The following is a 25756-nucleotide window of genomic DNA, read 5'->3' on the forward strand; positions in this document are numbered from 1 at the left end:
CTTGCACGGCTAGAGGCGAGAACGGCGGGTTACGCTTCGCTAACCCGCCCTACGTAACATCGCGGGCTCCTTCCAACTTCCCTGCTTTGGCCGTAAAACCTTCCCGTATGGCACGTGCGAGCAATCTGGTGATCGGAACGGCGACGCTGGCGGTGATCGCCGTGGCGTTCGGCGGCGTGCTCGGCGTGCAGAAATGGCGCACCATCCAGAGCCGCAGCCAGCTGCGCGTGGTGTTCGAGGGCGGGTCCGCCAGCGGCCTGCGCCGCGGCGGGCCGGTCAATTTCGACGGTGTCCCGGCAGGCCAGATCCTGTCGATCAAGCTGGATAGCCCGCGCAGAATCGTGGCGCTGGTGATGCTCGACAACACCGCGCCGATCCGCAAGGACACCGTGGCTGGCATCGAGTTCCAGGGCCTCACCGGCGTCGCCGCGATCTCCCTGATCGGAGGCGCTCCCTCCGCGCCACCGGTGCCGCTGGACTCGGACGGCGTCCCTGTCCTGACTGCCGATCTCAGCGACGCAGAATCCATCGTCGAGACGCTCCATAGCGTCGACCGCACGATCGTCAGCAATGCTCCCGCCATCAAGGAAGGCCTGCGCACGTTCGAGGATTACACCGCCGATCTCCGCAGCAAGGGCAGCGAGATCGATTCCGTCATGGCCAAGGTCGACAGCGCCTTCGCGGGCTTCGACAAGGCGGTCACGAAGATCGAGGGCGTGGTGCCCGGCTTCGTCGACGGCAAGGCCGACGAGCTGTTCGAGAAGATCAAGGGACTGCACGAGCTTGCCAACACCATGAAGAAGAAGTCGGCCGGCTATCTCGAGGACATCCGCCGCTCGCTGCTCGACGTCAGCGAAGCCGCCAACAAGATGAGCGGGATATCGACGCCTGCCGCGGCCCCGCGCCCACCGCGCAAGCCTCCGCAGCCGAAGCGATAGATCCCTACCAAGCGTAGCGGACGACGCCCTTGCCGGCGTAGGAGCGGGAGACGTTCGAGAACTCGCCTTCGAAGGTCGCCGACGCAGACCAGCCGTTCATCCAGTTCATCTGCACCGCCGCCGTGGTCAGCGCGGAATCGCGCGCCTGGGCGGCACCGTTCACGACGAACGCCGATCCCGGCAACGTTTGGAAGACCGCGCCGACGATGCGATCCGGATCGTAGTCATGCGCCCAGGCGACGCGGCCGCGCAGGGTCATCAGGCCGCCGGCTGCGGCGAATGACTTGTCCGCGCGCAGGCCGAGCTCGGTGCGGGTGCTGGTCACGTCCTTGGCGGCATAGTTCAGCGCGAAGACATTGCTGCCGACCACCGCGAACTCCGAGTAGCTAGGAAGGCTGAACATGGTGGCCTGCACCGCCGCATAGGGCGTGAGGCCGATCCACTGCGAGGCATGGCGATAGCCGCCCTCGATACGGCCCGACAGCGCGTTGGCGTTGAACTGCGCACGCAACTGATCGACGCCGGCAGCGGTGACGATGCGGTTTGTCGTGACGTCCTGCCAGCCGTAGGCCAGCGCGGCCGTCACATAGGCAGGCCCCGCCGTGTGACGAACGAAGGCGCCGGCCTGGAACAGGTCGGAGCGGCCCCAGCCGAGCCCGTTGACGTTGAAGCCGGTGCCGCCGCCCGCAAGTGCAAACCCGGCGATCGTCGACGGCGAGAAGCGGTAATCGAGGCCGACGGCGGTGCCATAGACGCTGCTGCTGGTGGTGTTGGAGCCGAGGCCGGTGTTGCCGTCGGTGGTCTGCGACCCGCCATAGCCGGCCGCCCACACGTCCCAGCGCTGCTCGAACGTCGCAACCGGTGCTTTGCGGTAGATCGAAGCGAAGGCATCGCGCGTGGTCTTGTCGCGAGCGTTCCTGCCAGTTGCGGCATAGGCATTCGCGCTCGCGTCGTCCGCATACGGAGTCGCGCCGGGTGCACCGCTGCGCCCCGTGCCGAACACGTCCGTCAGCAGACTGATGAACAGGTTCATCGCGTTGAAGGTCGTCTGCTGCGAGCCGGTGCCCGATTCGCCGGAAGCCTGTGTGAGGCCGGCCGGCGAGAGATTGGCGAGCGCCACGGGAAGGCCGCCGGCGCGGTTGAAATAGTCCGTCAGCACATTGGCGACGTTCTGTTGATTGATGTTGAGGCCGCCGCCATAGCCGAGCGCGAGATCAAGGTCGACATTGTTGAGGCCATAGCTCAGCGTCGCATGCAGGTTCGGCGATAGCCCCGCGACCACGGGATTGAACGCATCGGGCAGCGTCCCCGCGCTGAGGATCGTGTAGTGCTTCGCGATCGATCCGGTCGGAACCACGACGACGGTGGCGCCGCCAAGCGTCGCCGTGCCCGCGACGACCGCCAGGCCGTTGCTCGCGCCCGAGACCTGCACCATGTAGCTCGACGCGCTCGTGAACGAGAGGTCGCCGGACACGGTGAGCGTCCCGGTCGGATTGCCTGGCGCCAGTGTGCCGCCATTCACGGTGATCGTGCTGACCGTGCCGACGCCACCGAAGGTACCGCCGGTGGCGACGGACACGGTGCCGTTGATGGTGCCGGCGAGCATCAGCGTGCCGCCGAGCACGTTCCAGTCCTGATTGCCGGTGCCGGTCACGGTCCAGGTCGAGCTGTCTACCTTGTTGAAGGTCGAGAACCCGTCGTACTGGAGGCCAACGCCGATCAGGTCGAGATTGAACGTATCCTTGCCGGTGCCGCCGAGCTGGAAGGTGTCGGTTCCGGATGCCAGAACCTGGCCGTTGATGACGCTACCGGGGCCGAGGGTGAGCGTGTTGCTGCCGCATCCGCAGAAATCGATCGCGATGGCACCGGCCGCGCCGGCATCGATGGTGCCGGAGTTGAAGACGCTACCGCCGCCACTCAGCATGATACCCGTGCCGTTGGCGCCGACGGTGATGGTGCCGGTGTTGACGATCTGGTTGGTCGTGCTGAAGGAGCTGACGTCGATACCGACACCGGCGTCGCCGACGGTGATCTTGCCCGTGTTGGTGACGATGTTGGAATCGCCGACAACGAAGATGCCTTCGACAAAGTCGGCGCCCGTGATCTGCCCGCTGTTGGTTATCGTTGAGGACGAGCCGGTATAGGCGATGGCCACCCCGCCCAGCCCGACATTGATCGCGCCGCTTTGGCTGATCGTGGCCCGGTCACCCTGCAACGAAATGCCGGCCGTCCCGCTGCCCCCGACCGTGATCGTGCCGCCGTTGGTGACTTTCGAGTCGTCGCCCAGCACGGCGATGCCGACGCCAAAATCTCCGGCCGTGATCGTGCCGAGATTGCTGACAGTCTGGAAGTCGCCTTGCAGGAAGATGCCGGCGGCGTTCTGCCCGACCGTGATCGTGCCGGTGGCGGTGTTGGTGATCGTGTTGTTGTCACTGATCGCCAGAATGCCGCCGGAGAATCCGGCGGAATCGCCGACCGTGATCGCGCCGGCATTGGTGATGATTGCACTGCCGAACGCAAAAATGCCGCTTGCACCGTCGCCGCCCGTGATCGTGCCGGTCGCAGAGTTGGTGATCGTGTTGTTCTGGCCGGCGAAGACGCCCGCACCTGACCCGCCGACCGCCAGCGCACCGCCGTTGGTGACGGTGTTGCTGTCACCGACCGAGATCGCAGCGCCGCTGTCGCCCGTCGTGATCGTTCCGGCATTGGTGATGACGTTGTGATCGATCGCCTGGATGCCGAGTCCGTTGTCGAGCACCGTGATGGTGCTGTTGTTGATCACGGTGTTGGAATTTCCAACGGCAATGCCGGTGAGGCCCGAGCCTGCCGACACGGTGCCGTTGTTGGTGACGGTGCTGAAATCGTTGACGCCGATCGAGACCGCGCCGTTGTCGTTCACCGCTGCGCCTGAGAGCACGTTGACATTGAGAGCATCGACGCCGGCCCCGGCCTGAAAGCCGTCGGTATCGGTGCCGCTACAGGTGACGGTCTGGCCGCTCGTGGCCGGATCTGGTGTGCAAGTCGCCTTCGCCGGCGATGCGCACAGGCTGAATCCCAAAACGAACGCAGATGCGCCGACGAGCAACGCGGCACCGCGCCGGCGCAGTCGATCCTGCCGCCTCGATAGCCCCTCGCCCCTCACGTTACGCCCTCGCTTCCCCGCCAGTTCCGCGGGAACTTAGGCCATGAGAAGGCTCCGTAGAACTACGGCGCCATCGGAATGCGTCCGTTTGACCCACAACCGAGGCAGAATCCGGCGGTCATGTTGCAACCGGGACACGGTTTGCAGGGCCAAATTCCCATTTGGCGCATGAAGCCGGGTCGCAATGGCTCAGTAATTGGTGGCCGCCGCTTCATTCGGGATGCCGTCGATCGGGCATTCCGCGGTCCCTGGCGTCGCGCGGGTCATCGCCTCGACCATGTCCCGCGTGCCTTCGGGATCCTTGATCCAGTTCTTGTAGAAATCATACGGGCATGCCGCAACTCCGCGCGGGCTGTCGCCGGAATTGATCATGCCGGTGTAGCCGCGGTGGACCAGCTTGTAGAGATGGTTCTGCGACTGGCCGTTGCGGCGCGCGTCGCGGATCAGGTGTTTCGAGAGCTGCGCGTACTGGATGCCGTAATCCTCCTCGCCGCATTCACCGAGCGTGCGGCCGTCGAAGCCGATGATCGCGGAGTGGCCGAAATAGGAATAGACGCCGTCGAAGCCGGCGGCGTTGGCGACCGCGACATAGACGTTATTGGCCCACGCCATAGCCTTGGAAATCATGACCTGCTGCTCCTTGGCCGGATACATGTAGCCCTGGCAGCGCACGATCAATTCCGCGCCCTTCATGGCGCAGTCACGCCAGATCTCCGGATAATTGCCGTCGTCGCAGATGATCAGGCTGACCTTGAGACCTTTCGGGCCTTCGGACACATAGGTGCAATTGCCGGGATACCAGCCTTCGATCGGTACCCATGGCATGATCTTGCGGTACTTCTGCACGATCTCGCCCTTGTCGTTCATCAGGATCAGGGTGTTGTAAGGGGCCTTGTGCGGATGCTCCTCGTGGCGCTCGCCGGTTAGCGAGAACACGCCCCACACTTTCGCCTTGCGGCAAGCCTCGGCGAAGATGGCCGTCTCTTCACCTGGCACCGAGCACGCCGTCTCGTACATCTCCTTGGAGTCGTACATGATGCCTTGCGTGGAATATTCCGGGAAGATCACGAGGTCCATGCCGGGTAGACCGACCTTCATGCCCACCAGCATGTCTGCAATCTTGCGGGCGTTGTCGAGCACCTCTGCCTTGGTGTGCAAGCGGGGCATCTTGTAATTGACGACCGCGACGCCGACCGTATCGTTGCTGCTGGAAATGTCGCCGTGAAGCATTTTGAGCGCTCCTGTCTTTTGTCTGTTTGAGGTCTTCGCTAGTGGCTGATCATCCAGGGCCGCGCGGTCGGAAAGCCCTTGGCGCCGCTCTTGGTCTTGGTCACCAGCCGTGCCGGTTTCTTGCTGTCCGCCGAGCCCTTGTCCTTGACTGTCTTTCCCGAGGAGCAACAGCCACAGCCAGGGCCGTGCGAGGCCTTGTATTGCGCCAGGGTCTGCGGCGCATGCGAGCTGCGCTCGTTGACGGCGTGGGCCTTGCGCCTGTCCGCCGGCATGCAGAAGAAATTCGGCGCGGTCAGGATCACCCGCGGCGCCATGGTCTCGCAATGCGGGCAGCTTTGCGGATCGTCGCATTCGGCCATCGGGCGGAGGTCCTTGAACGGACCGCAATCGTCACAGAGATATTCGTAGACCGGCATTGTTGATTCCTAGGCATTTAGTGACCGCATGTGCGGAGACAGCCCTTCACCCCAACCCTCTCCCCGCAAGAACGGGGAGAGGGAGCACAGGCATCATTTGTCCGGCGAGATCGGCATCTGGATGTCGCCGGTGATGTGCTTGATGGGCCCGGCCGCCGACGGCATCACGTCGAAGTCGAAGATTTCCGTCGGCAGCCATAGCGTGGCGCAGGCGTTGGGTACGTCGACCACGCCGGAGATGTGGCCCTGGCACGGCGCGGTGCCGAGGATCGAATAGGCCTGGGCGCCGGAATAGCCGAACTTCTTCAGATACTCGATCGCGTTGAGGCAGGCCTGACGGTAGGCGATGTGGACGTCGAGATAGTGCTGCTTGCCGGCCTCGTCGACCGAGATGCCTTCGAAGATCAGATAGTCCTTGTAGTTCGGCGTGATCGGCGACGGCTTGAAGATCGGGTTCTTGATACCGTATTTCGACATACCGTCCTTGATCACCTCGACCTTCAGGTGCAGCCAGCCGGCCATCTCGATGGCGCCGCAGAAGGTGATCTCGCCGTCGCCCTGGCTGAAGTGAAGATCGCCCATCGACAGACCGGCGCCGGGCACATAGACCGGGAAGTAGATCTTCGAGCCGCGCGAGAGATCCTTGATGTCGCAATTGCCGCCATGCTCGCGCGGCGGCACGGTGCGCGCGCCTTCGGCGCCGATCTTGGCCTTGACGTCGCCCTTGGCACGGCCGCCATGGGCAGTCGGCGCGAACGGCGGGTTGGCGAGCCCAGGCACACGGGTCGGGTTGGTCGAGATCAATTCGGCCTCGCGCTTGTTCCAGGTCTCCAGCATCTTGGGATCGGGCAGACAGCCGATCAGTCCGGGATGGATGAGACCCGCGAAGTTCACGCCGGGCACGTGGCGGGAGGAGGTGTAGAGGCCCTTGATGTCCCAGATCGACTTCTGCGCCAGCGGGAAATGGTCGGTCAGGAAGCCGCCGCCGTTCTGCTTGGAGAAGAAGCCGTTGAAGCCCCACAGGCTCTCCTTGAGCGGACCGACGTCGAGCAGATCGACCACCAGCAGGTCGCCGGGCTCGGCGCCTTTGACGCCGATCGGACCGGACAGGAAGTGGACGATCGACAGGTCGATGTCGCGCACGTCGTCGGCGGAATCGTTGTTCTTGATGAAGCCGCCGGTCCAATCATAGGTCTCGATGATGAAATCGTCGCCGGGATTGACCCAGGCCACGATCGGGATGTCGGGGTGCCAGCGGTTATGCACCATGTCGTTTTCATAGGCCGACTTGGTGAGATCGACCTTGATCAGTGTCTCTGGCATCGAGATGCTCCCCTTTGACTACGGTTGGTTAGACGGACAGATATTTCGAGACCTGCGCGGCATCGACGGCGTCGCGCGGATCGTCACGCACGATCTCGCCGTTCTCGATCACCAGCACACGGTCGGCGATGTCGAGCGCGAAGCTCAGCACCTGCTCGGACACGACGATCGAGAGGCCCTTCTCGTCACGGATGCGCTTCAGGGTGCGCGCCATCTCCTTGATGATCGACGGCTGGATGCCTTCGGTCGGCTCATCCAGCAGCAGGACTTTCGGCTTGGTCGCGAGCGCTCGTGCGATGGCGAGCTGCTGCTGCTGGCCGCCGGAAAGATTGCCGCCGCGACGGCCTTTCATTTCCAGCAGCACCGGGAACAATTCGTAGATGTCGCCCGGCACCTCGGAGCCACCGGAGACGACGAGGCCGGTTTCGATGTTCTCCTTCACCGTCATGGTGGAGAAGATCATGCGGCCTTGCGGGACGTAGGCGAGGCCCTTGGCGACGCGCTCAAAGCTCTTGAGGCTGCCGAGCTCGGCGCCGTCCATGGTCACCGAGCCGCTTTTGGCGGGCAGGATGCCCATCAACGACTTCATCAGCGTGGTCTTGCCCATGCCGTTGCGGCCCATGATCGCGACGATCTCGTTCGGCGCGACCTTGACGTTGAGCCCGTGCAGCACCTCGCTCTGGCCGTAGGCGACGTGCAAATCGGAAATTGCCAGCATCGATACGCTCCTAGGCTCGATATGTTTTCTTCCTTCTCCCCTTGTGGGAGAAGGTGGCGCGGACGAAGTCCGCGACGGATGAGGGGTCTTCATCCGCGAATGCGAGGAGCAGTTTCTCTCGCGGAGAGATACCCCTCACCCGGATCGCCTGCGCGATCCGACCTCTCCCACGAGGGGAGAGGTGCACCGGCGTTGCCGCAACAGGCTCGCTCGACGTCATGCCTCAGTGCCCCAGGTAGACTTCAACGACCTTGGGATCGTTCTTCACCTTCTCCATGGTCCCCTCGGAGAGGATCTGGCCCTGGTGCAGCACGGTCACCTTGTGCGCGATGTCCTCGACGAACTTCATGTCGTGCTCGATCACCAGCACCGAGCGGTTCTTGATGATGCGGTTGAGCAATTCGGCGGTCTTGGCGCGCTCGGACACGCTCATGCCGGCGACGGGCTCGTCGAGCATCAGCAGGTCCGGATCCTGGATCAGCAACATGCCGATCTCGAGCCACTGCTTCTGGCCATGGCTGAGCTCGTCGGCATAGGTGTTGAGCTTGTCCTTGAGGAAAATCATCTCGGCGACCTCCTCGACCCGGTCCTTCACCGGCTGGTCGCGCTGGAAGGTCAGCGAGCCGAACACGGTGCGCCCGCGCGGAAACGAGATCTCGAGGTTCTCGAACACGGTGAGATCCTCGAACACCGACGGCGTCTGAAACTTGCGCCCGACGCCGGTCTGCACGATCTCGTTCTCCCTCATCTTCGTGAGCTCCTTGCCACGAAACTGAATCGAGCCTGAGGTCGCCTTGGTCTTGCCGCAGATCAGGTCGAGCACGGTGGTCTTGCCGGCGCCGTTGGGACCGATGATGACGCGGATCTCGTTCTCTTCGACGTAGAAGGAGAGGTCGTTGACCGCCTTGAACCCGTCGAACGAAACGGTCAGTCCGGAGACCGCGAGCAGAAATTCCTTGGGCTGATGACCGATGAGCATGATCTATCTCCTCACTGCCGGCGTGGCATCGACATCGTGATGACCGATGAGCACGATGTCCTCCTCACTCTGCCGGCGCGCCGTCGGCGACCGAATTGTCGTTCCAGCCCGGCTTCGCCTTCCGCGAGGCGAACAGCCGATCGATGCGCGGCTGCACGTAGTCGGCCCAGAGCCCGGACAGACCGTTCGGGAAGGCGAGCACGACCGCGATGAACAGCGCTCCGAGACCGAACAGCCAGAGTTGCGGGAAGGATTCGGACAGGCTGGTCTTGGCGAAATTCACCAGGATGGCCCCCCATATCGCGCCGAAGATCGACATCCGCCCGCCGACCGCGGTGTAGATCACCATCTCGATCGACGGCACGATGCCGACAAAGGACGGCGACATGAAACCGACATTGAGTGCGAACATGGCACCGCCGATCGCGGCGAAGACCGAGGCCATGCAGAAGGCAAAGATCTTGAAGTTGGCGACGCTGTAGCCGGAGAAGCGGACACGGTCCTCCTGTTCGCGCATCGCCACCAGGATGCGGCCGAGCTTGGTCAGCCGGATGAACTGTGCGATGCCGATGCAGGCGAACAGCAGCACCACCTCGACGAAGTACAGGATGATCTTGGCGTGGTCGGGCCGGATGTCCCAACCCTTCAGCGTGCGCAGGTCGGTCATGCCGTTGATGCCGCCGGTATAGCCCTGTTGACCGACGATCAGGATGGTGAGGATGGCGGCCACCGCCTGGGTGATGATCGCGAAATAGGTGCCGCCAACACGACGCTTGAACATCGCTGTCCCGATGATCAGCGCGAACAGGCCGGGGACCAGGATGATGGCGAGGATGGTGAAGGTCAGGCTGTGGAACGGCTGCCAGAACAGCGGCAGTGACGTGATCTGATTCCAGTCCATGAAATCGGGGATGCCGGGTGTCGACTGGATCTTGGTGTTCTCGACACTCGATGCCTCGAGCTTGAGGAACATCGCCATGCAATAGCCGCCCAGACCGAAGAACACGCCCTGCCCCAGGCTCAAGATGCCGCCATAGCCCCAGCACAGCACGAGGCCGAGTGCGACAAAGGCGTAAGTCAGGTACTTCGCGACCAGATTGAGGCGGAAGACATCGAGCGTCAGCGGCAGGATCACGAACAGCACGGCGGCGAGCGCAATGAAGCCCATGAGTTCGGATCGATTGAAGAAGCGTGAGTTAATGACCATGGCTTGCCTGCTTCTCGTTATTTGCGAACCTTGAGGGCGAAGAGACCCTGCGGCCGCAGCATCAGGATGCCGACGACGGCGAGCAGCGTGAGTACCTTGGCCATCGAACCCGACATGAAGAATTCGAGCGTCGATTGCGTCTGCGAGATCGAGAACGCGGAGGCGATGGTACCGAGCAGGCTGGCGGCGCCGCCGAACACGACGACCAGGAACGTATCGACGATGTAGAGCTGTCCCGAGGTCGGCCCGGTCGAACCGATCATGGTGAAGGCGCTGCCGGCGATGCCGGCGATGCCGCAACCGAGGCCGAAAGTATAGCGATCGACCTTCTCGGTATTGATGCCGACGGCGCCCGCCATGATACGGTTCTGCACCACGGCACGGACCTGGCGGCCCCAGCGCGACAGGTAGAGAACGTAGGCGACAGAGATCGTGATCAGCACGGTGAGGCACATCACGAAGACGCCGTTGATCGGCACTTCGATACTGTCGCTGACGTGCAGCGAACCGAGCATCCATTGCGGCAGCTCGACGCCGACTTCTCGTGCGCCGAACACGGAGCGATAGGCCTGCTGCAGCATCAGGCTGAGGCCCCAGGTGGCCAGCAGCGTATCGAGCGGACGCTTGTACAGATGCCGTATCAGCACCCATTCCACCAGCATGCCCAACGCACCTGACGCGACGAAGGCCAGGATCATCGCGAGGAAGAAGTAGCCGCTGAACAGGCTCGGCAAATAGGCCTGGAAGAGATTGGACGTCATCCAGGTGACGTAGGCCCCCAGGATCATGAACTCGCCATGGGCCATGTTGATGACGCCCATCTGCCCGAAGATGATCGCAAGCCCGAGCGCCATCAGGACGTAGACCGAAAACAGGATCAGTCCTGCGAAACCCTGCATGACGAAGATCGAGCCGAGATCACCAAGCGAGTAGTCGCCGAACATCGATGTCCTCCGTCGGGGATAAGGGTCCCGCGTCGCGATGCAGAGTCGCGACGCGGGGTCTTGCGGCGTGGACTTGCGATCCACGCCAGGGAGCGGTTTTGGCTTTTGGGAAACTGCGGCGGAGGCCGCGGCTTACTGATAGCCCTTCGGGAACGGATCCGGCTCGACGAGATCGGCGGTCTCGTAGATCAGCTCGAACTGACCATCGAGCTTGGCGCGGCCTACGCGGGTCTTCGACCACAAATGATGATTCTCGTGGATGCGCACGTAGCCTTCCGGAGCCCCCTTGAACTCGACGCCCGGCGAGGCCGCCGCAATCTTGTCGACGTCGAAGGAGCCGGCCTTCTCGACCGTCAACTTCCAGAGCCACGGGCCGAGATAGGCAGCCTGGGTGACGTCTCCGATGACGGTCTTCTCGCCCCACATCTTCTTGAACGCCGGCACGAAGGCCTTGTTGTTCGGATTGTCGAGCGACTGGAAGTACTTCATGCAGGCATAGGCGCCCGCGATATTCTCGCCGCCGATGCCGTCGATTTCGTCTTCGGTCACCGAGATCGTCAGCAGCGCTTGCTTGGAAAGGTCGATGCCGGCGGCCTTGAGCTGCTTGTAGAAGGCGACGTTGGAGCCGCCGACGACGTCGGTGAAAATGACGTCCGGCTTGGTCAGCTTGATCTTGTTGATGACCGAGTTGAACTGGGTGTTGCCGAGCGGATAATATTCCTCGCCGACGACCTTACCCTTCAGCACGTTCTCGACGTGCTTGCGCGCGATCTTGTTCGAGGTGCGGGGCCAGATGTAGTCGGAGCCGATGAAGAAGAACGATTTTGCGCCCTTCTCCTTGGCGATCCAGTTCAGGCCGGCGAGGATCTGCTGGGTCGCTTCCTGGCCGGTGTAGATGACGTTCTTGGACTGCTCGAGGCCTTCGTAGAAGGTCGGGTAGTAGAGCATGCCGTTATACTGCTCCATGACCGGGAGCACCGCCTTGCGGGAGGCCGAGGTCCAGCAACCCATGATCGCCGCGACCTTGTCGTTGACGAGCAGCTTCTTGGCCTTTTCCGCAAAGGTCGGCCAATCGCTTGCGCCGTCTTCCTGGATGAACTTGATCTTGCGCCCGAGAACGCCGCCGGCGGCGTTGATCTGCTCGATGGCGAGCTTTTCAGCTTCGATCGAGCCCGTCTCGGAGATCGCCATGGTGCCGGTCGCCGAGTGCAGGATTCCGACCGTCACCTCGGTGTCGGTGACGGCAAGGCCCGTGGTGTTGACCGCCGAGGTCGCCGGGGCCTGGGCAAAGGACGCCCGCGGCAGCATCGTCATGGCCGGCACGGCGGCCATTCCCATCAATAATTTGCGCCGAAGCGGCGATAACAGGCCCTTTTTTCCTTCGTCCGACATGAGCACCCCACTTTTGTTCGAGAACACGCGATTGGTGCCGTGAGGATGGCTCGGATCTGGGCGGCGGAAGCATACGCAAGATCGCGTATATTGCACCGCAAAATGCCGACGTAGGCTTTTGGTACGGAAATTGCGAGGGCTCCGGGTCCGTATCGGGAGTGGGGTAGAGCGTGGCAGGGCGGCAGCGAATAGACCGCGTCAGGCGCCAGTACAATCAGTGGGTCGCCAACCAGACGTTGGAAGACTACGCGCTGCGCTTCACGGCCAAGAGCGCGCGCCGCTGGTCCGCCGCCAGAGTGGCCAACACCGCGCTGGGCGCGATCTCGTTCCTGGCGATGGAAGCGATCGGCGGTACCATCACCCTGAACTATGGCGTCACCAATGCGACCGCCGCCATCCTCGTGGTCTCGACGATCATCTTCTGCTGTGGCGTGCCCATCGCCTATTACGCCGCCAAGTGCGGCATCGACATCGACCTGCTCACGCGCGGCGCGGGCTTCGGCTACATCGGCTCGACCGTCACCTCGCTGATCTACGCGTCCTTCACCTTCATCTTCTTTGCGATCGAAGCCGTGATCCTGGCGTCCGCGCTCGAGATGTGTTTCGGGATTCCGCGGCCAATCGGCTATCTCATCAGCGCCGTCGTCATCATCCCGCTGGTGGCTTATGGCATCACGCTGATCAGCCGCTTCCAACTATGGACGCAACCGCTGTGGATCGTGCTCCACATCATTCCGTTCGCGGCGATCGCCTGGCACAACCCGCATTCCTTCACGGAATGGCGCAAATTTGCGGGCGAGCACGGCGACCTCAACGGCCAATTCGATCTGCTGCTGTTCGGCGTTGCGGCCTCGGTGGTGTTTTCCCTGGTGGCGCAGATCGGCGAGCAGGTCGATTTCCTGCGATTTTTACCGCGCGACCGCCGCGCATCCAGGGCCTCCTGGTGGGTGGCGCTGATGAGCGCAGGGCCGGGCTGGATCGTGCTCGGCGCGCTAAAACTCCTGGCGGGTTCGTTCCTCGCCTTCTTCGCCCTCAGCCACGGGGTACCGCCCGAGGAAGCCGCCGAGCCGGCCCACATGTATCTCGAAGCGTTCCGCTATGTGCTGTCGCAGCCCGATCTTGCGCTGGCCCTGACCGGCACGTTCGTGATCCTGTCGCAAGTCAAGATCAACGTCACCAATGCCTATGCCGGCTCGATCGCCTGGTCGAACTTCTTCTCGCGGCTGACCCACAGCCATCCCGGCCGCGTCGTCTGGCTGGTTTTCAATGTCATCGTGGCGCTGCTGTTGATGGAGATCGGCGTCTACAAGGCCCTGGAGCAGACGCTGGCTCTGTATTCGAACGTTGCGATCGCCTGGGTCGGTGCGCTGGTCGCCGATCTCGTCGTCAACAAGCCGCTTGGCTTGCGGCCGCAGCAGATCGAGTTCAAGCGGGCGCATCTCTACGACGTCAATCCGGTCGGCGTGGGCGCCATGACGATCGCGACAATCGTCTCAATCAGCGCCTTTTACGGCCTGTTCGGGCCTAGTGCGAAGGCGCTGTCAGCCTTCATAGCGCTTGCGGCCGCCTTCATCACCGCACCGCTGATCGCCTGGGCCACAGGCGGCAAGTACTACATCGCACGCAAGCCGAAACGGAGCTGGCAGAACATCGAGGCGATCCAGTGCTGCATTTGCGAGCACGCGTTCGAGCCGGAGGATATGGCCTCCTGCCCGGCTTACGCCGGGCCGATCTGCTCCTTGTGCTGTTCGCTCGACGCCCGCTGCCACGATCTCTGCAAGCCGCACGCCCGGATCCAGGCGCAGGTGTCGGAGACGCTGGGCAAGCTGATGCCGCAGCCGATCTACGCGCGGATCAACTCGCAGCTCGGCCAGTATATCGGCGTTTTCGTGGTCTCCGCCGGCCTCGTCGCGCTGGTGCTTGGCCTGATCTATCTGCAGACCTCGGCGAGCGTGCATGGCGAGAACATGCTGGTTTCCGACGTGCTGTGGAAGGTGTTCTTCTCGCTCAGCATCATCATCGGCGTGGTGGCCTGGCTGTTCGTGCTGGCGCAGCAGAGCCGCCGCGCGGCCGAAGCCGAGACACGGCGGCAGACCACGCTGCTGATCCAGGAGATCGACGCCCACAAGCGCACCGATGCCGAGCTCCAGCGCGCCAAGGAAGTCGCCGAATCCGCCAACCTCGCCAAGAGCCGCTATGTGGTGGGCCTGAGCCACGAGCTACGCTCGCCGCTGAATGCGATCAGCGGCTATGCGCAGCTGCTGGAGCAGGACGCGACGCTGAGCACCAAGCCGCGCGACCAGGTCCGCGTCGTCCGCCGCAGCGCCGACCACCTTTCCGGCCTGATCGACGGCATTCTGGACATCTCCAAGATCGAGGCGGGGCGGCTGTATCTGTCGCGCGACGAGGTGCGGCTCAGCGAATTCCTCGACCAGCTCGTCGGCATGTTCCGCCTGCAGGCCGCCGCCAAGGGCATCGACTTCGTGTTCCGGCGGCCGCCACACCTGCCGCTGGTGGTCTATGCCGACGAGAAGCGGCTGCGCCAGGTGCTGATCAACCTGCTCTCCAACGCGATCAAGTTCACCCAGACCGGCAGCGTGCAGTTCGTCGTGCATTATCGCAGCCCCGTTGCCGAGTTCGAAGTGATCGACACTGGCCCAGGCATCCAGGGCGGCGATCTCGAGCGCATTTTCGCGCCCTTTGAGCGCGGCGCGCTCGGCGTCTCGCAGCCGCAGACCGGCACGGGACTCGGCCTGACCATCAGCCGCCTGCTGGCCGGGGTCATGGGCGGCGATATCAAGGTGACGAGCACGGTCGGCGCCGGCTCGACGTTCAAGGTCAAGATCCTGCTGTCCGAGGTCACAAATCCGCAGCGTATCGCGCCGATTGAGGCCCCGGTCTCCGGGTATCACGGCGCGCGCAAGACCATCCTCATCACCGATGACGATCCGGTTCACCGCGACCTCCTGCGCGAGGTGCTGACGCCGCTCGGTTTCATCCTGCTCAGTGCTCCCGACGGTCCCGGCTGCCTCGCGCTGGCGCAGCATTGCCGGCCCGATTTGTTCCTGCTCGACATCTCGATGCCGGCCATGGACGGCTGGGCCGTGGCGGAGGCGTTGCGCACGAGCGGCCACCGCCAGGCGCGCATCCTGATGGTGTCGGCGAGCGCGCTGGAAGCTCACGGCACGCCGCTGGCGCAGCCCTTCCACGACGGCTACCTGATGAAGCCGATCGACATCCCCCGGCTCCTGGAGGCAATCCGCCAGCTGCTCAAGATCGAATGGCAATACGGCTCGGACGAGGTCGCGGTGTCGTTCTGGCGCCCCGAAAGCGGGTCGAGGCCGCCGGCGCGGCATATCGAGGCGCTGATCGGGCTCGGCCAGATCGGCTACGTCAGGGGTATCCAGTTGAAGCTGGACGAGATCGGCAACGAGCATCCGGAGCATGCCGACTTCGTCGCGCAGATGCGGTCCCTGGTGGACCGCTTCGATCTCGAGCAGTACATGGCCACATTGAAGACATTGCATGCGCATGAGCATTGAACCAAAGAAGCGCGACGTCGCGCTGGTTGTCGATGACTCTCCGGAGACGCTGCGGCTACTGACCGACGCGCTTGACGGCGCCGGCATGACGGTGATGGTGGCGCTCGATGGCGCGGCCGCGATGCGCATCGTCGACCAGATCACGCCGGATATCGTGCTGCTCGATGCCGTGATGCCCGGCATCGATGGCTTCGAGACCTGCCGCCGGCTGAAGCGCGATGCGGACCTTGCCAATGTCCCGGTCATCTTCATGACGGGCCTTGCCGAAACCGAGCACATCGTGCGCGGGCTCGAGGCCGGCGGCGTCGACTACGTGACCAAGCCGATCGTGATCGAGGAGATGCTGGCGCGTATTCGCGTCCATCTCGGCAATGCCCGGCTGACGCAGAGCGCGCGCGCCGCGCTCGACGTCTCCGGCCGCTTCCTGTTCGCAGTGAACCGCCAGGGCAATTTGCTATGGGCGACGCCGCAGGCGCAGAAGCTGATGTCCGATCATCAGGGCGCACGGGCCGACGACTTCGTCCTGTCGCCGACGCTGCTGCAATGGCTGGAGCAGGCCAAGACCAAGGGTAGTTCGAAATCCCAGGCGACCTCGTTACCAGACAATCCGCAACTCCGGCTCTATTATATGGGCGAGACGGCGCCGAACGAGTTTCTGCTGCGGCTCTCCAGGGACTCCGGCACCGCGCTGCCGCCCGAATTCACCAGCGAGCTCGGCCTCACCACCCGGGAGGGCGAGGTGCTGGCCTGGCTCAGCAAGGGCAAGACCAACCGCGACATCGCGCAGATCCTGGGCCTCAGCCCGCGCACGGTCGACAAGCACCTGGAGCAGATCTACGCCAAGCTCGGCGTGGAGAACCGAACGGCAGCCGCCGCGATCGCGGCGAATGCGACGCGAAGGAATTCGTGAGCGGGGTGAGGACGATTGTCCTCACCCATACACGAACGCCTTGTCGTCCAGATCCGTCTTCGGAATCTCGTCCTTCTCGGTCCAGTAATCCTGGCTGTGCTGCCATTCCGGCTTGTCGCCACGCTTGGGCAACAGGTTCATGTTGCGCATCATGTAGCCAGGATTGAAGTTCTCGGGATCGATCCAGGGCAGGATCGGCATGTTGTGGTCTTCGGGGCGAAGTTTCACCTCGACCTTCTTCTTGCCGTTGGCCTTCATATGACCAAGCAGCCGGCAGACGAAATCGGCAACGAGGTCGACGCGCAGCGTCCAGCTCGCGCGGAAATAGCCGAACACCCAGACCATGTTCGGTACGCCCGTGAACATCATGCCGCGATAGGTGACGGTGTCGCCGAAGGCGAGCGGCTTGCCGTCGATCTCGAAGGCGATGTCGCCGAGCGCCGCGAGATTGAAGCCCGTTGCCGTGACGATGACGTCGGCTTCCAGCAGCTTGCCCGATTTGAGCTGGATGCCGTTCTCGACGAAGCACTCGATCTCGTCGGTGACAACCGAGGCCTTGCCGCTGGCGATGCCCTTGAACAAATCGGCATCCGGCACGAATGCGATGCGCTGCCGCCACGGCCGGTAGGTCGGCGTGAAGTGCGTCTCGACGTCGTAATCGGGACCGAGCACGGCGCTGATCTGGCCGATCAGCTCCTTCTTCACCTGCTCGGGCTTGGACACGCAGAGCTTCGTGAAGGCATCCTGCTCGAACAGGATCTTGCGGCGGACGATCTCGTGGATCCAGGCCTCGTCGACCTGGAGCCGGCGCAATTCCTCGGCAATCTCGATGGCGTTGCGCCCCAAGCGGAAATAGGTCGGCGAACGCTGCAACATGGTGACATGCGCGCATTTGTCCGCAATGTTCGGCACCAGCGTCGCCGCGGTGGCGCCCGAGCCGATCACGACGACCTTCTTGTTTTCGAGATCGATATCCTCGGGCCAGGTCTGGGGATGGACGATGCGCCCCTTGAAGCGGTCCATGCCCTTCCATTCCGGCGTGTAGCCTTCCGAATGGCGGTAATAGCCCTGGCACATCCAGAGGAAATTCGCGGTGAACGTCTTTGCTTCGCCAGTGTCGGTCGTCACCGCCTCGATGGTCCAGAGGTTCCGCTCGCTCGACCAGCTCGCGGAATTGATCTTGTGCTTGTAGCGAATGTGCTTCGCGATGTCGTTGTCCTCGATCACCTCGTTCATGTAGGTGAGGATTTCCTCGGCGGTCGCGATCGGCGGACCAACCCAGGGCTTGAAGCTGTAGCCAAACGTATGAAGATCGCTGTCCGAACGAATTCCGGGATAACGGTGCGTGGTCCAGGTTCCGCCGAACGTCGCCTGGGTTTCCAGGATCACGTAGCTGGTGCCCGGAAGCTGCTTGTCGATGTGATAGGCGCTGCCGATGCCGGAGATGCCGGCGCCGACGATCAGCACGTCGAAATGTTCAGAGGCCTGCTTGGTCGTGGCGTGGCTGCGAACGGCGACATTCATTGTTGCTTCTATGCCTTGCTTGTTTTGGTGGCCGCCCTTGACTGGGCGACGCGTTTCCTCCGCAGCGGGCATGATCACCCGCCGCGCTTCCGCTTCAAAATGACATAGATCAAGTCGCGGTCAAATCACAGTGCCGCACCCCAGCTCCGCGCGGTCTGCAAGATCCAGTCGCGGTAGAGCGTGAGCGGTGTGACACCGGTCAAGCCGCCGCAACCGGCAGCGCCGTTCGGCCCCGTAGACCAGCTGACGAGACCGACGAGAACGGCACCATTCGGCTTATCCTCGAACACAGGCCCGCCGGAATCGCCTGTGCAGGCGCCGATTCCTTCACGAACACCGTTGGTTACGGGATCGACCAGCCGGATCTGGAGCGTGCCGGGCTGGCCCGTGGCAACGAGTCCGGCGACACGAATCGTGCCGCCACTCTTGCCTTCCCCGCGCACCGTGACGCCAATGCCGGCGATCGTGAAGCGGCCGCCCACCCGAATTGGAATCTGCGGCATGCCGACCGTCACCGCGGATTTTCCCTTGAGTGGAATTTCCAGTTGCAGCAATGCCACGTCGGCAGTGGCACGATGTGATTGCATCGCCTGCATGTTGAAGTTCGGATGGATCGCGACCGTGCGCACGTTCAGCAATTGCGGCGCACCGTCGGTGCCGCGATCGACGATCTTGTAGTCAGCGCCGGGCTGGACACAGTGCGCGACCGTCAGGACCACACGTGGCGCAATCAGGCTGCCGGTGCAGAAATTGCCGCGCGAGCCGACGATGGTGACGACCGCGCGCGCCACGCCCTCGGCCTGCGGCGTGCCGCCGCCGACGATCGCGTGAGCGGGCGTGGCGAGCAGCAGCGCTGTCGTGACGAACGTGGCAAGCTTCTTCATGGGAACACGCTTCGGTCTGCGGCGGTGGATTGCTTCGGACTGGCTCTTGCCGATAGCGCATGCTAGCCCTCTTGGAAAGCAATTGACGAGGGCAGGATCGTGACGATCGAGGCGGTGATCTTTGATTTTGGCGGGGTGCTGACGAGCTCGCCGTTCGAGGCGTTCACGCGGTTCGAGACCGAACGCGGCCTGCCTGCCGACATCATCCGACGCACCAATGCCGCCAACCATCTGGAAAACGCCTGGGCCAGGTTCGAGCGCGCCGAGGTCGACATCGAGACGTTCGATCGTCTGTTTGCCGAGGAATCGCTGGCCCTCGGCGCCGAGGTGCGCGGCCGCGAGGTGCTGCCCTTGCTGCAGGGCGACCTCCGCCCCGAGATGGTCGAAGCCTTGAAGCGCATCAAGGCGGAATTCAAGACCGGCTGCATCACCAACAACCTGCCCGCCAATGCGATTGGCAGCATGACGGGGCGCTCGCTCTACATCGCCGAGGTCATGGTGCTGTTCGATCACGTGATCGAATCCGCCAAGATCGGCCTGCGCAAGCCCGATCCGCGCATCTACAGGATGATGGTTGAGACCCTGAAGGTCGATCCCAAGAGGTGCGTCTACCTCGACGATCTCGGCGTCAACCTCAAGCCGGCGCGCGAGATGGGCATGACCACGATCAAGGTGACGAGCGGCGCGCAGGCGATCGCCGAACTTGAAGCCGCGACGGCGCTGAAGCTGAGCTAGTCACGTGAATCTAAAGTTCGCCACATAAAGTCTGCTGGGCTTTGTGGCAGAAGCGTTTGACGGAAGCCAAAATCTGGTCTGCGGACTTGGTCCATTTGAAGGGCTTGGGATTTTTGTTGTGCAGGTCGATGAAGGTACGGATATCGGCCTCGAGCTGCCTGACGGAGGTGTGAACACCTCGCTGGATCTGCTTTCTGGTGAGCTCAGCGAACCAGCGTTCGACCTGATTGATCCATGACGCGGAAGTCGGCGTGAAGTGGACATGATAATGCGGCCGACGGGCGAGCCACGCTTTGATCCTGGGTGTCTTGTGGGTGGCGTAGTTGTCCATGACGATATGGACATCGAGGCCTTCAGGGACTTGAGCATCGATCTCTTTTAGAAACTTCAAGAACTCGACTGCCCGGTGGCGCTTGTAGCATTTGCCGATGACGAACCCCGAGGCGACATCGAGCGCGGCAAACAGCGTGGTCGTACCATGCCGCACATAGCTGTGCGTACGACGCTCCGGTATGCCGGGCATCATCGGCAAGACCGGCTGCTCGCGATCGAGTGCCTGAATCTGGCTTTTCTCATCGATGCTCAGAACAAGGGCTCGGTTCGGTGGGGACAGGTAAAGGCCGACGATGTCGCGTACCTTGTCGACGAACAGCGGATCGCTCGATAGCTTGAATGTCTGGCTACGGTGCGGCTGCAAGCCGAACGCCGCCCACATTCGGCGGATCGTGGTGTGGGAAAAGCCGGTTTCCGCAGCCATCGAGCGGATCGACCAGTGCGTCGCATCGGCTGGCGTCGTCCGCAACGTCCGCTCGATCACCGCGGCAACCTGATCATCGTTGATGGTTCGAGGGCGGCCAGGGCGTGCCTCGTCAAGCAGGCCATCACAGCGGTCCTTCAAAAATCGGCGACGCCACTTGCCAACGGTGTGTTCGTGGAGGCCGAGTTCGGCAGCCACAGACTTGCTAGGCAATCCATCCGCGCATCGCAGGATCGCGCGGCATCGCTCAGATAGCGACCGGGCAACACGATGACGACGAACTTGCCTCTCCAGGTACGTCCGCTCCTGCTGACTCAGCACCAACGGCGCAATCGGCCGGCCTCGCACACCCGCATTCGCCACGAGCACTCTCCTCTGTAGAGCTTCGAGCTATCAACTAATGTGACGAACTTGCGTTCCAGATGACTAGGGCGTATATTCATTAGTCGGGAACGCCGTCTGACGTCTGCTATGCCTCTGATAGCAGTCCGAAATCGGAATGTTGCAGGAGGTCCGCGTTGGGCCCAACAGCGGAAATCACCTGCCGGCGATCCCGCTCTATCGCCGCCTCACCACCCATCTCATCAGGACGTACGGGACAGCGAAACTTAGCACGACCAGAGCCGTTCCGAGGTTTTTCCATTCCCGAGGGCTATAGCCCCAGAGTACATACCCGACGTGAGACGCATAGTAGACAAGCGGGCATACAACGGCGAAGCCAATTACGCCTGCTAAGACTGCCTCGCGCGGCTCCAATACCTCGTACCACTCTGGCTCTTTCATCGCTGGCCTTGGTAACGAACACTTCTTGTCAATTATGATACGATATCCGAATAAGCGTAGGCTAAATATGCCTACCTTTGATGTTGGCGAACGCTCGATTTTGAATGAAGCGGCCAAGTCAGCTACGGGTCATAGGCCGTCGATCCCGACCGAGCGAGGCGACTTCCGCTTAACTCTCGAAAGCTGACGTTTATGAGTACGCGTCCTAGTCCACAAATGCCGCAGGGTGAGCAAAGCGAAAGCGTGCCACCGCAAGCATGGATGGGCACGGCGCTTCGCGCCTTTGCCCACCCTACGAGACCTAGTCTGCCGCGGCGGCGACGCGCTCGGGAAATGCCGCCGCCAGCGCCGCGCGATCCGGCTTCAGCACACCGCGCTCGGTGATGAGGCCCGTCACGAGCCGCGCAGGCGTCACGTCGAAGGCGTAATTCGCGACCGGCGAGCCCTCGGGCACGATGCGCACCGTCTCCAACCTCCCGTCGGCGGTGCGGCCGGTCATGTCGGTGACCTCCACGCCGCTGCGCTGTTCGATCGGGATGTCGCGGATGCCGTCATGGACGGCGAAGTCGATCGTCGGCGACGGCAGCGCGACGTAGAACGGCACGCCGTTGTCATGCGCGGCGAGCGCCTTCAGATAGGTACCGATCTTGTTGCAGACGTCGCCATTGGCAGCAACGCGGTCGGTGCCGACGATGGCGAGATCGACCATGCCATGCTGCATCAGATGGCCGCCGGTATTGTCGGGAATCACCGTGTGCGGCACGCCGTGATGGCCGAGCTCCCATGCGGTGAGCGAGGCACCCTGGTTGCGCGGACGCGTCTCGTCGACCCAGACATGGACCTTGATGCCGCGCTCATGCGCAAGATAGATCGGCGCGGTCGCTGTGCCCCAATCGACCGTGGCGAGCCAGCCGGCGTTGCAATGGGTCAGCACGTTGACCGTCTCGCCCGGCTTCTTCGCTGCGATCGCCTCGATCAGCTTCAGACCATTGCCGGCGATGCCGCGGTTGATTTCGACGTCCTGCTCGACGATCTCGTCGGCACGCGCGTAAGCCGCCTCGGCCCTTTCCACCGGATCGATCGGCGCGAGCGCGATGCGCATCTCGTCCAGCGCCCATTTCAGATTGATCGCCGTCGGCCGCGCCACCACGAGCGTCTCGTAAGCACGCTTCAAGCCGGCGTCGGAGGAATCCTCGCGCATGGCGAGCGCCATGCCATAGGCCGCGGTCGCGCCGATCAGCGGCGCGCCGCGCACCAGCATGTCGCGGATGGCGACGGCAGCGTCCTCGCACGAGGTCAGCTTCGCGACGATGAACTCATGCGGCAGCCGGCGCTGGTCGATCGCGCCGACCGACCACCCATCACGCTCGCGCCAGATGCTGCGGAAATGCTTGCCGTCGACCTTCATGGCATTCTGCCTTTTCGTCTCTCTTGCGTCTCACGCACGCAGCACGCGCCCCGCGACTGCGTCGAGTTTCCTGAGGAGCTCCGGATCGCGCGCCTCGGGCGCCGTGATCAGCGCGGTGTCGAGTGCGCGGTCCGAGCCGATCGGGCACGGTTCGTGCTCGCGCGGAAAATCCTTGGCCAGCCGCGCCACCAGCGCCTTCGCCTTGTCGGCGTTCGACGTCAATACGCGAATGATGTCCTGCACGGTGACCGCATCGTGGTCGGGATGCCAGCAATCGAAATCCGTCACCATCGCCACCGTGGCGTAACAGATCTCCGCCTCGCGTGCGAGCTTCGCCTCGGGCATGTTGGTCATGCCGATCACGGAATAACCGAGCGTCTTGTAGGTCATGCTCTCGGCGTAGGTGGAGAATTGCGGCCCCTCCATGCAGACATAGGTTCCGCCCCGCGCGATCGCGATATTCTCGGCTTCAGCCGCTGCCGCGAGGTGGATGCGCAACCGCGGCGAGACCGGGTGTGCCATCGACACATGCGCGACGCAGCCCCTGCCGAAGAACGAGCTCTCCCGCTTGTGGGTGCGGTCGACGAACTGGTCGACGAGCACGAAGGTGCCGGGGGGCATCTCCTCCTTGAAGGAGCCGCAGGCAGACAGCGAGATCAGGTCCGTGACGCCGGCGCGCTTGAGCACGTCGATATTGGCGCGATAATTGATGTCGGAGGGCGACAGGCGGTGCCCCTTGTCGTGCCGCGGCAGGAACACGATCGGCAAGCCGGCGATGGTGCCACGCCTGAGGGGAGCCGACGGCTCGCCCCACGGGCTGCTGATCACCTCTTCGCGCGCACCTTCGAGGCCCGGCAGGTCATAGATGCCCGAGCCGCCGATGATGCCCAATACTGCCTGCGCCATGCCTGCTCCACCATGTTCGTCACATACGACATGGTTAAGCTATGCCAGCTTTGGGGCGGTTTTGGAACGGGGGAGGGGTGATGGCGGTGGTGTGGGTGGCGCGCGCTCCACACTCGGTGTCGTCCCTGCGAACGCAGGGGCGATAGCCGCAGTTTTGGCTTAAGCCGCGGTCGCCAACCGCAGCTGGGCCGCGATCATCCGCTCCAGCGTTTCGACGGACTGGAAGTTCTCCGGCGTGATCTCGGACTGTGGGATGGTGAAGTCGAACTCGGCTTCGACGCCGAGCATCAGATTGACCATGTCCATCGAGGTCAGGCCGGCATCGACCAGCTTGGCGGACGGCGTGACGTCGGCGCTGAGCGAATTCTGCTCGAGGATGCCCTTCACCAGCTTGATGATGCGATTGCGCAATTCGGTATCAAAGGCTTGCATCGGCAAATTCCCGTCTGTCTGTCGAAGGTCCGGACCGGCTTGCCGCTACGATGGGCGCGGCCCGCCGGTCCCGCAATGGCCAGCACCAATACTTCGCGTTTCTTAGTAAACGATGACTCAGATTGTCTGGAATTCGCCCTTCTTCCAGAATCCTAACGCGATGCCGGAAAATCAGGAGATGCAAACAACCCGAACTTAACTGTTCGTTCGGAATTGGGCTTTGTTTACCCTCTATTTCATCGACGAATTTGAATTAAATCCGTAGCCTCATCTCACAAGCAAAGATGGCCGGAGGATCGCTTACGCGCATCGCGAATGATGCCGGCGATCTCGAACGGCAAACCGGAGGCGGACGAGTATGAACGTGCGTGAAGCAGTCCTCACTGTCGACGAAACGCAGACAAGCTTCCTGGAGCAGACGCCTTCCCTGATCGAGCGCGCCGCCCGGACCGCTGCTGCTGCTGCGGCCGACGCCGACGGCGTCGACCGCGACGCCCGTTTCCCGCACAAGGCCTTCGAGGTCGCGCGTGAGCAGAAGCTGCTCGGCGTCATGATCCCGGTCGAGTTCGGCGGCTTCGGCGCCTCCATCTACGACGTCACCGACATCTGCTACACGCTGGGACGCGCCTGCGCCTCGACCGCGATGATCTACGCGATGCACCAGACCAAGGTCGCTTGCGTCGTCAGGCACGGCCACGGCATCCCCTGGATGGAAACCATGATGCGCCGGGTCGCCCGCGACCAGTGGCTGCTCGCCTCCTCCACCACCGAAGGCCAGAACGGCGGCAACATCCGCGCCAGCGCCGCGGCCGTCGACCACGCGGGCGATACCGTTTCGCTGGTGCGCGACGCCACCGTGATCTCCTACGGCGCCGAGGCCGACGGCCTCGTCACCATCGCTCGACGCGCCACCGAGGCCGCAGCCTCCGACCAGGTGCTGCTGGCGCTCGCCAAGGACGATTACTCGCTGAAGCGGACGCTGGGCTGGGAAACGCTCGGCATGCGCGGCACCTGCTCGACCGGCTTCGAGCTGAAGGTCGATTGCCCCGCCGACCGCGTCTTCCCGGAAGCCTATGACAAGATCCATGCCCAGACCATGACGCCGTTCGCACATCTGTGCTGGTCGTCGGCCTGGGCCGGCATCGCCGCCGCAGCCGTGACCCGCGCGCAGGCCTTCATCCGCAAGGCGGCGCGCTCTTCCGGCGGCCAGATGCCGCCGGCCGCTGCGCATTTCACCGCCGCGAAGATGTCGCTGGCCAAGCTGCGCGCGCTGATCGCGGCCAACATCGATGCTTTCGCCCACGCCGAACACGACGAGCGCGCCCTCGCCTCGCTCGACTTCCAGTCCTCGATCACGCTTCTCAAGGTGCAGGCCTCCGAGCTCGCGGTCGAGACCGTGATGCACGCGATGCGCACGGCCGGCCTCTCCGGCTATCGCAACGACGGCGAGTTCACCATGGGCCGGCATCTCCGCGACGTGCTGTCGTCCCCGATCATGATCAACAACGACCGCATTCTGGCCAACGCCGCAACATCGACGCTGATGAGCGGGGTGCCGACAAGCCTTCGTGACTAAGTACCTGGCG

Annotated in this window: 20 protein-coding genes; 5 read left to right on the forward strand and 15 right to left on the reverse strand. The window is 63.2% G+C overall.

The features are described from left to right. Window positions 1-107: 107 nt before the first annotated feature. Window positions 108-938: an MlaD family protein gene (locus XH83_RS34380; RefSeq protein WP_194404989.1), complete on the forward strand. Its 831-nt coding sequence runs from the start codon at window positions 108-110 to the stop codon at window positions 936-938. A gap of 4 nt (window positions 939-942) precedes the next feature. Here the strand turns inward: XH83_RS34380 and XH83_RS34385 are convergent, their stop codons facing one another. The 9 genes from XH83_RS34385 to urtA form a co-directional block, all read right to left on the reverse strand. After that, window positions 943-4080 (reverse strand): autotransporter domain-containing protein, encoded by a 3138-nt coding sequence (locus XH83_RS34385; protein ID WP_194404990.1) that lies wholly within the window; start codon window positions 4078-4080, stop codon window positions 943-945. 189 nt (window positions 4081-4269) lie between these two features. Next, entirely contained in the window at window positions 4270-5310 is a 1041-nt protein-coding gene (locus XH83_RS34390) for an aliphatic amidase (protein WP_194404991.1), read from the reverse strand. Between the two features lie 38 nt (window positions 5311-5348). Further along, entirely contained in the window at window positions 5349-5726 is a 378-nt protein-coding gene (locus tag XH83_RS34395) for a zinc ribbon domain-containing protein (RefSeq protein ID WP_194404992.1), read from the reverse strand. 93 nt (window positions 5727-5819) lie between these two features. Beyond that, window positions 5820-7049, reverse strand: a complete 1230-nt coding sequence (gene fmdA, locus XH83_RS34400; protein ID WP_157285379.1) for a formamidase — start codon at window positions 7047-7049, stop codon at window positions 5820-5822. Between the two features lie 28 nt (window positions 7050-7077). Further along, window positions 7078-7767, reverse strand: a complete 690-nt coding sequence (gene urtE / locus XH83_RS34405) for an urea ABC transporter ATP-binding subunit UrtE (RefSeq protein ID WP_028133834.1) — start codon at window positions 7765-7767, stop codon at window positions 7078-7080. 223 nt (window positions 7768-7990) lie between these two features. Continuing rightward, on the reverse strand, window positions 7991-8746 hold the full coding sequence (gene urtD / locus XH83_RS34410; protein ID WP_194404993.1) for an urea ABC transporter ATP-binding protein UrtD: 756 nt from the start codon (window positions 8744-8746) through the stop codon (window positions 7991-7993). Window positions 8747-8810: 64 nt separating this feature from the next. Further along, entirely contained in the window at window positions 8811-9953 is a 1143-nt protein-coding gene (urtC, locus tag XH83_RS34415) for an urea ABC transporter permease subunit UrtC (protein ID WP_194404994.1), read from the reverse strand. Between the two features lie 17 nt (window positions 9954-9970). Continuing rightward, complete coding sequence (gene urtB, locus XH83_RS34420) at window positions 9971-10897, reverse strand: urea ABC transporter permease subunit UrtB (RefSeq protein ID WP_194404995.1); 927 nt, start codon at window positions 10895-10897, stop codon at window positions 9971-9973. Window positions 10898-11029: 132 nt separating this feature from the next. Then, window positions 11030-12289: an urea ABC transporter substrate-binding protein gene (gene urtA / locus XH83_RS34425; RefSeq protein WP_194404996.1), complete on the reverse strand. Its 1260-nt coding sequence runs from the start codon at window positions 12287-12289 to the stop codon at window positions 11030-11032. A 170-nt stretch (window positions 12290-12459) separates the two neighbouring features. Here urtA and XH83_RS34430 point away from each other — a divergent pair, with 170 nt between their 5' ends. Beyond that, window positions 12460-15831 (forward strand): ATP-binding protein, encoded by a 3372-nt coding sequence (locus tag XH83_RS34430; protein WP_194404997.1) that lies wholly within the window; start codon window positions 12460-12462, stop codon window positions 15829-15831. Then, window positions 15815-16741 (forward strand): response regulator, encoded by a 927-nt coding sequence (locus XH83_RS34435; RefSeq protein ID WP_194404998.1) that lies wholly within the window; start codon window positions 15815-15817, stop codon window positions 16739-16741. Before XH83_RS34430 ends, XH83_RS34435 begins: the two co-directional genes overlap by 17 nt. Before the next feature lie 21 nt (window positions 16742-16762). On the opposite strand, the gene XH83_RS34440 is transcribed toward XH83_RS34435, so the two are convergent. Both XH83_RS34440 and XH83_RS34445 read right to left on the reverse strand, forming a co-directional pair. After that, window positions 16763-18265 (reverse strand): NAD(P)/FAD-dependent oxidoreductase, encoded by a 1503-nt coding sequence (locus tag XH83_RS34440; protein ID WP_194404999.1) that lies wholly within the window; start codon window positions 18263-18265, stop codon window positions 16763-16765. 125 nt (window positions 18266-18390) lie between these two features. After that, window positions 18391-19149, reverse strand: coding sequence for a trypsin-like serine protease (locus XH83_RS34445; RefSeq protein ID WP_194405000.1), 759 nt, complete (start codon window positions 19147-19149; stop codon window positions 18391-18393). 99 nt (window positions 19150-19248) lie between these two features. Between XH83_RS34445 and XH83_RS34450 the strand changes: the two genes are divergently transcribed. Continuing rightward, window positions 19249-19884 carry an HAD-IA family hydrolase gene (locus XH83_RS34450; protein WP_194405001.1) on the forward strand — a complete coding sequence of 212 codons (636 nt, stop codon included), beginning with the start codon at window positions 19249-19251 and terminating at the stop codon, window positions 19882-19884. A 10-nt stretch (window positions 19885-19894) separates the two neighbouring features. Here XH83_RS34450 and XH83_RS34455 read toward each other — a convergent pair whose 3' ends face one another. From XH83_RS34455 to XH83_RS34470, 4 genes are all read right to left on the reverse strand, one after another. Continuing rightward, window positions 19895-21004: an IS630 family transposase gene (locus XH83_RS34455; protein WP_194402635.1), complete on the reverse strand. Its 1110-nt coding sequence runs from the start codon at window positions 21002-21004 to the stop codon at window positions 19895-19897. Window positions 21005-21725: 721 nt separating this feature from the next. Continuing rightward, entirely contained in the window at window positions 21726-22832 is a 1107-nt protein-coding gene (gene mtnA / locus XH83_RS34460) for an S-methyl-5-thioribose-1-phosphate isomerase (protein ID WP_194405002.1), read from the reverse strand. 30 nt (window positions 22833-22862) lie between these two features. Further along, window positions 22863-23738, reverse strand: a complete 876-nt coding sequence (locus tag XH83_RS34465; RefSeq protein WP_194405003.1) for an S-methyl-5'-thioadenosine phosphorylase — start codon at window positions 23736-23738, stop codon at window positions 22863-22865. A gap of 159 nt (window positions 23739-23897) precedes the next feature. Beyond that, window positions 23898-24170, reverse strand: coding sequence for a phosphopantetheine-binding protein (locus XH83_RS34470; protein ID WP_194405004.1), 273 nt, complete (start codon window positions 24168-24170; stop codon window positions 23898-23900). A gap of 358 nt (window positions 24171-24528) precedes the next feature. On the opposite strand from XH83_RS34470, the gene XH83_RS34475 reads away from it, so the two are divergent. Next, window positions 24529-25746 (forward strand): acyl-CoA dehydrogenase family protein, encoded by a 1218-nt coding sequence (locus XH83_RS34475; RefSeq protein WP_194405005.1) that lies wholly within the window; start codon window positions 24529-24531, stop codon window positions 25744-25746. The last annotated feature ends 10 nt before the right edge of the window (window positions 25747-25756 follow it).

It is taken from the genome of Bradyrhizobium sp. CCBAU 53351, from assembly GCF_015291745.1.
Lineage (GTDB): Bacteria > Pseudomonadota > Alphaproteobacteria > Rhizobiales > Xanthobacteraceae > Bradyrhizobium.

Coding starts and splice junctions, on each gene's coding strand:
- XH83_RS34380 (WP_194404989.1), top strand. CDS start 108: ATGGCACGTGCGAGCAATCTGGTGATCGGAACGGCGACGCTGGCGGTG.
- XH83_RS34390 (WP_194404991.1), bottom strand. CDS start 5,310: ATGCTTCACGGCGACATTTCCAGCAGCAACGATACGGTCGGCGTCGCG.
- XH83_RS34395 (WP_194404992.1), bottom strand. CDS start 5,726: ATGCCGGTCTACGAATATCTCTGTGACGATTGCGGTCCGTTCAAGGAC.
- fmdA (WP_157285379.1), bottom strand. CDS start 7,049: ATGCCAGAGACACTGATCAAGGTCGATCTCACCAAGTCGGCCTATGAA.
- urtE (WP_028133834.1), bottom strand. CDS start 7,767: ATGCTGGCAATTTCCGATTTGCACGTCGCCTACGGCCAGAGCGAGGTG.
- urtD (WP_194404993.1), bottom strand. CDS start 8,746: ATGCTCATCGGTCATCAGCCCAAGGAATTTCTGCTCGCGGTCTCCGGA.
- urtC (WP_194404994.1), bottom strand. CDS start 9,953: ATGGTCATTAACTCACGCTTCTTCAATCGATCCGAACTCATGGGCTTC.
- urtB (WP_194404995.1), bottom strand. CDS start 10,897: ATGTTCGGCGACTACTCGCTTGGTGATCTCGGCTCGATCTTCGTCATG.
- urtA (WP_194404996.1), bottom strand. CDS start 12,289: ATGTCGGACGAAGGAAAAAAGGGCCTGTTATCGCCGCTTCGGCGCAAA.
- XH83_RS34435 (WP_194404998.1), top strand. CDS start 15,815: ATGCGCATGAGCATTGAACCAAAGAAGCGCGACGTCGCGCTGGTTGTC.
- XH83_RS34440 (WP_194404999.1), bottom strand. CDS start 18,265: ATGAATGTCGCCGTTCGCAGCCACGCCACGACCAAGCAGGCCTCTGAA.
- XH83_RS34445 (WP_194405000.1), bottom strand. CDS start 19,149: ATGAAGAAGCTTGCCACGTTCGTCACGACAGCGCTGCTGCTCGCCACG.
- mtnA (WP_194405002.1), bottom strand. CDS start 22,832: ATGAAGGTCGACGGCAAGCATTTCCGCAGCATCTGGCGCGAGCGTGAT.
- XH83_RS34465 (WP_194405003.1), bottom strand. CDS start 23,738: ATGGCGCAGGCAGTATTGGGCATCATCGGCGGCTCGGGCATCTATGAC.
- XH83_RS34470 (WP_194405004.1), bottom strand. CDS start 24,170: ATGCAAGCCTTTGATACCGAATTGCGCAATCGCATCATCAAGCTGGTG.
- XH83_RS34475 (WP_194405005.1), top strand. CDS start 24,529: ATGAACGTGCGTGAAGCAGTCCTCACTGTCGACGAAACGCAGACAAGC.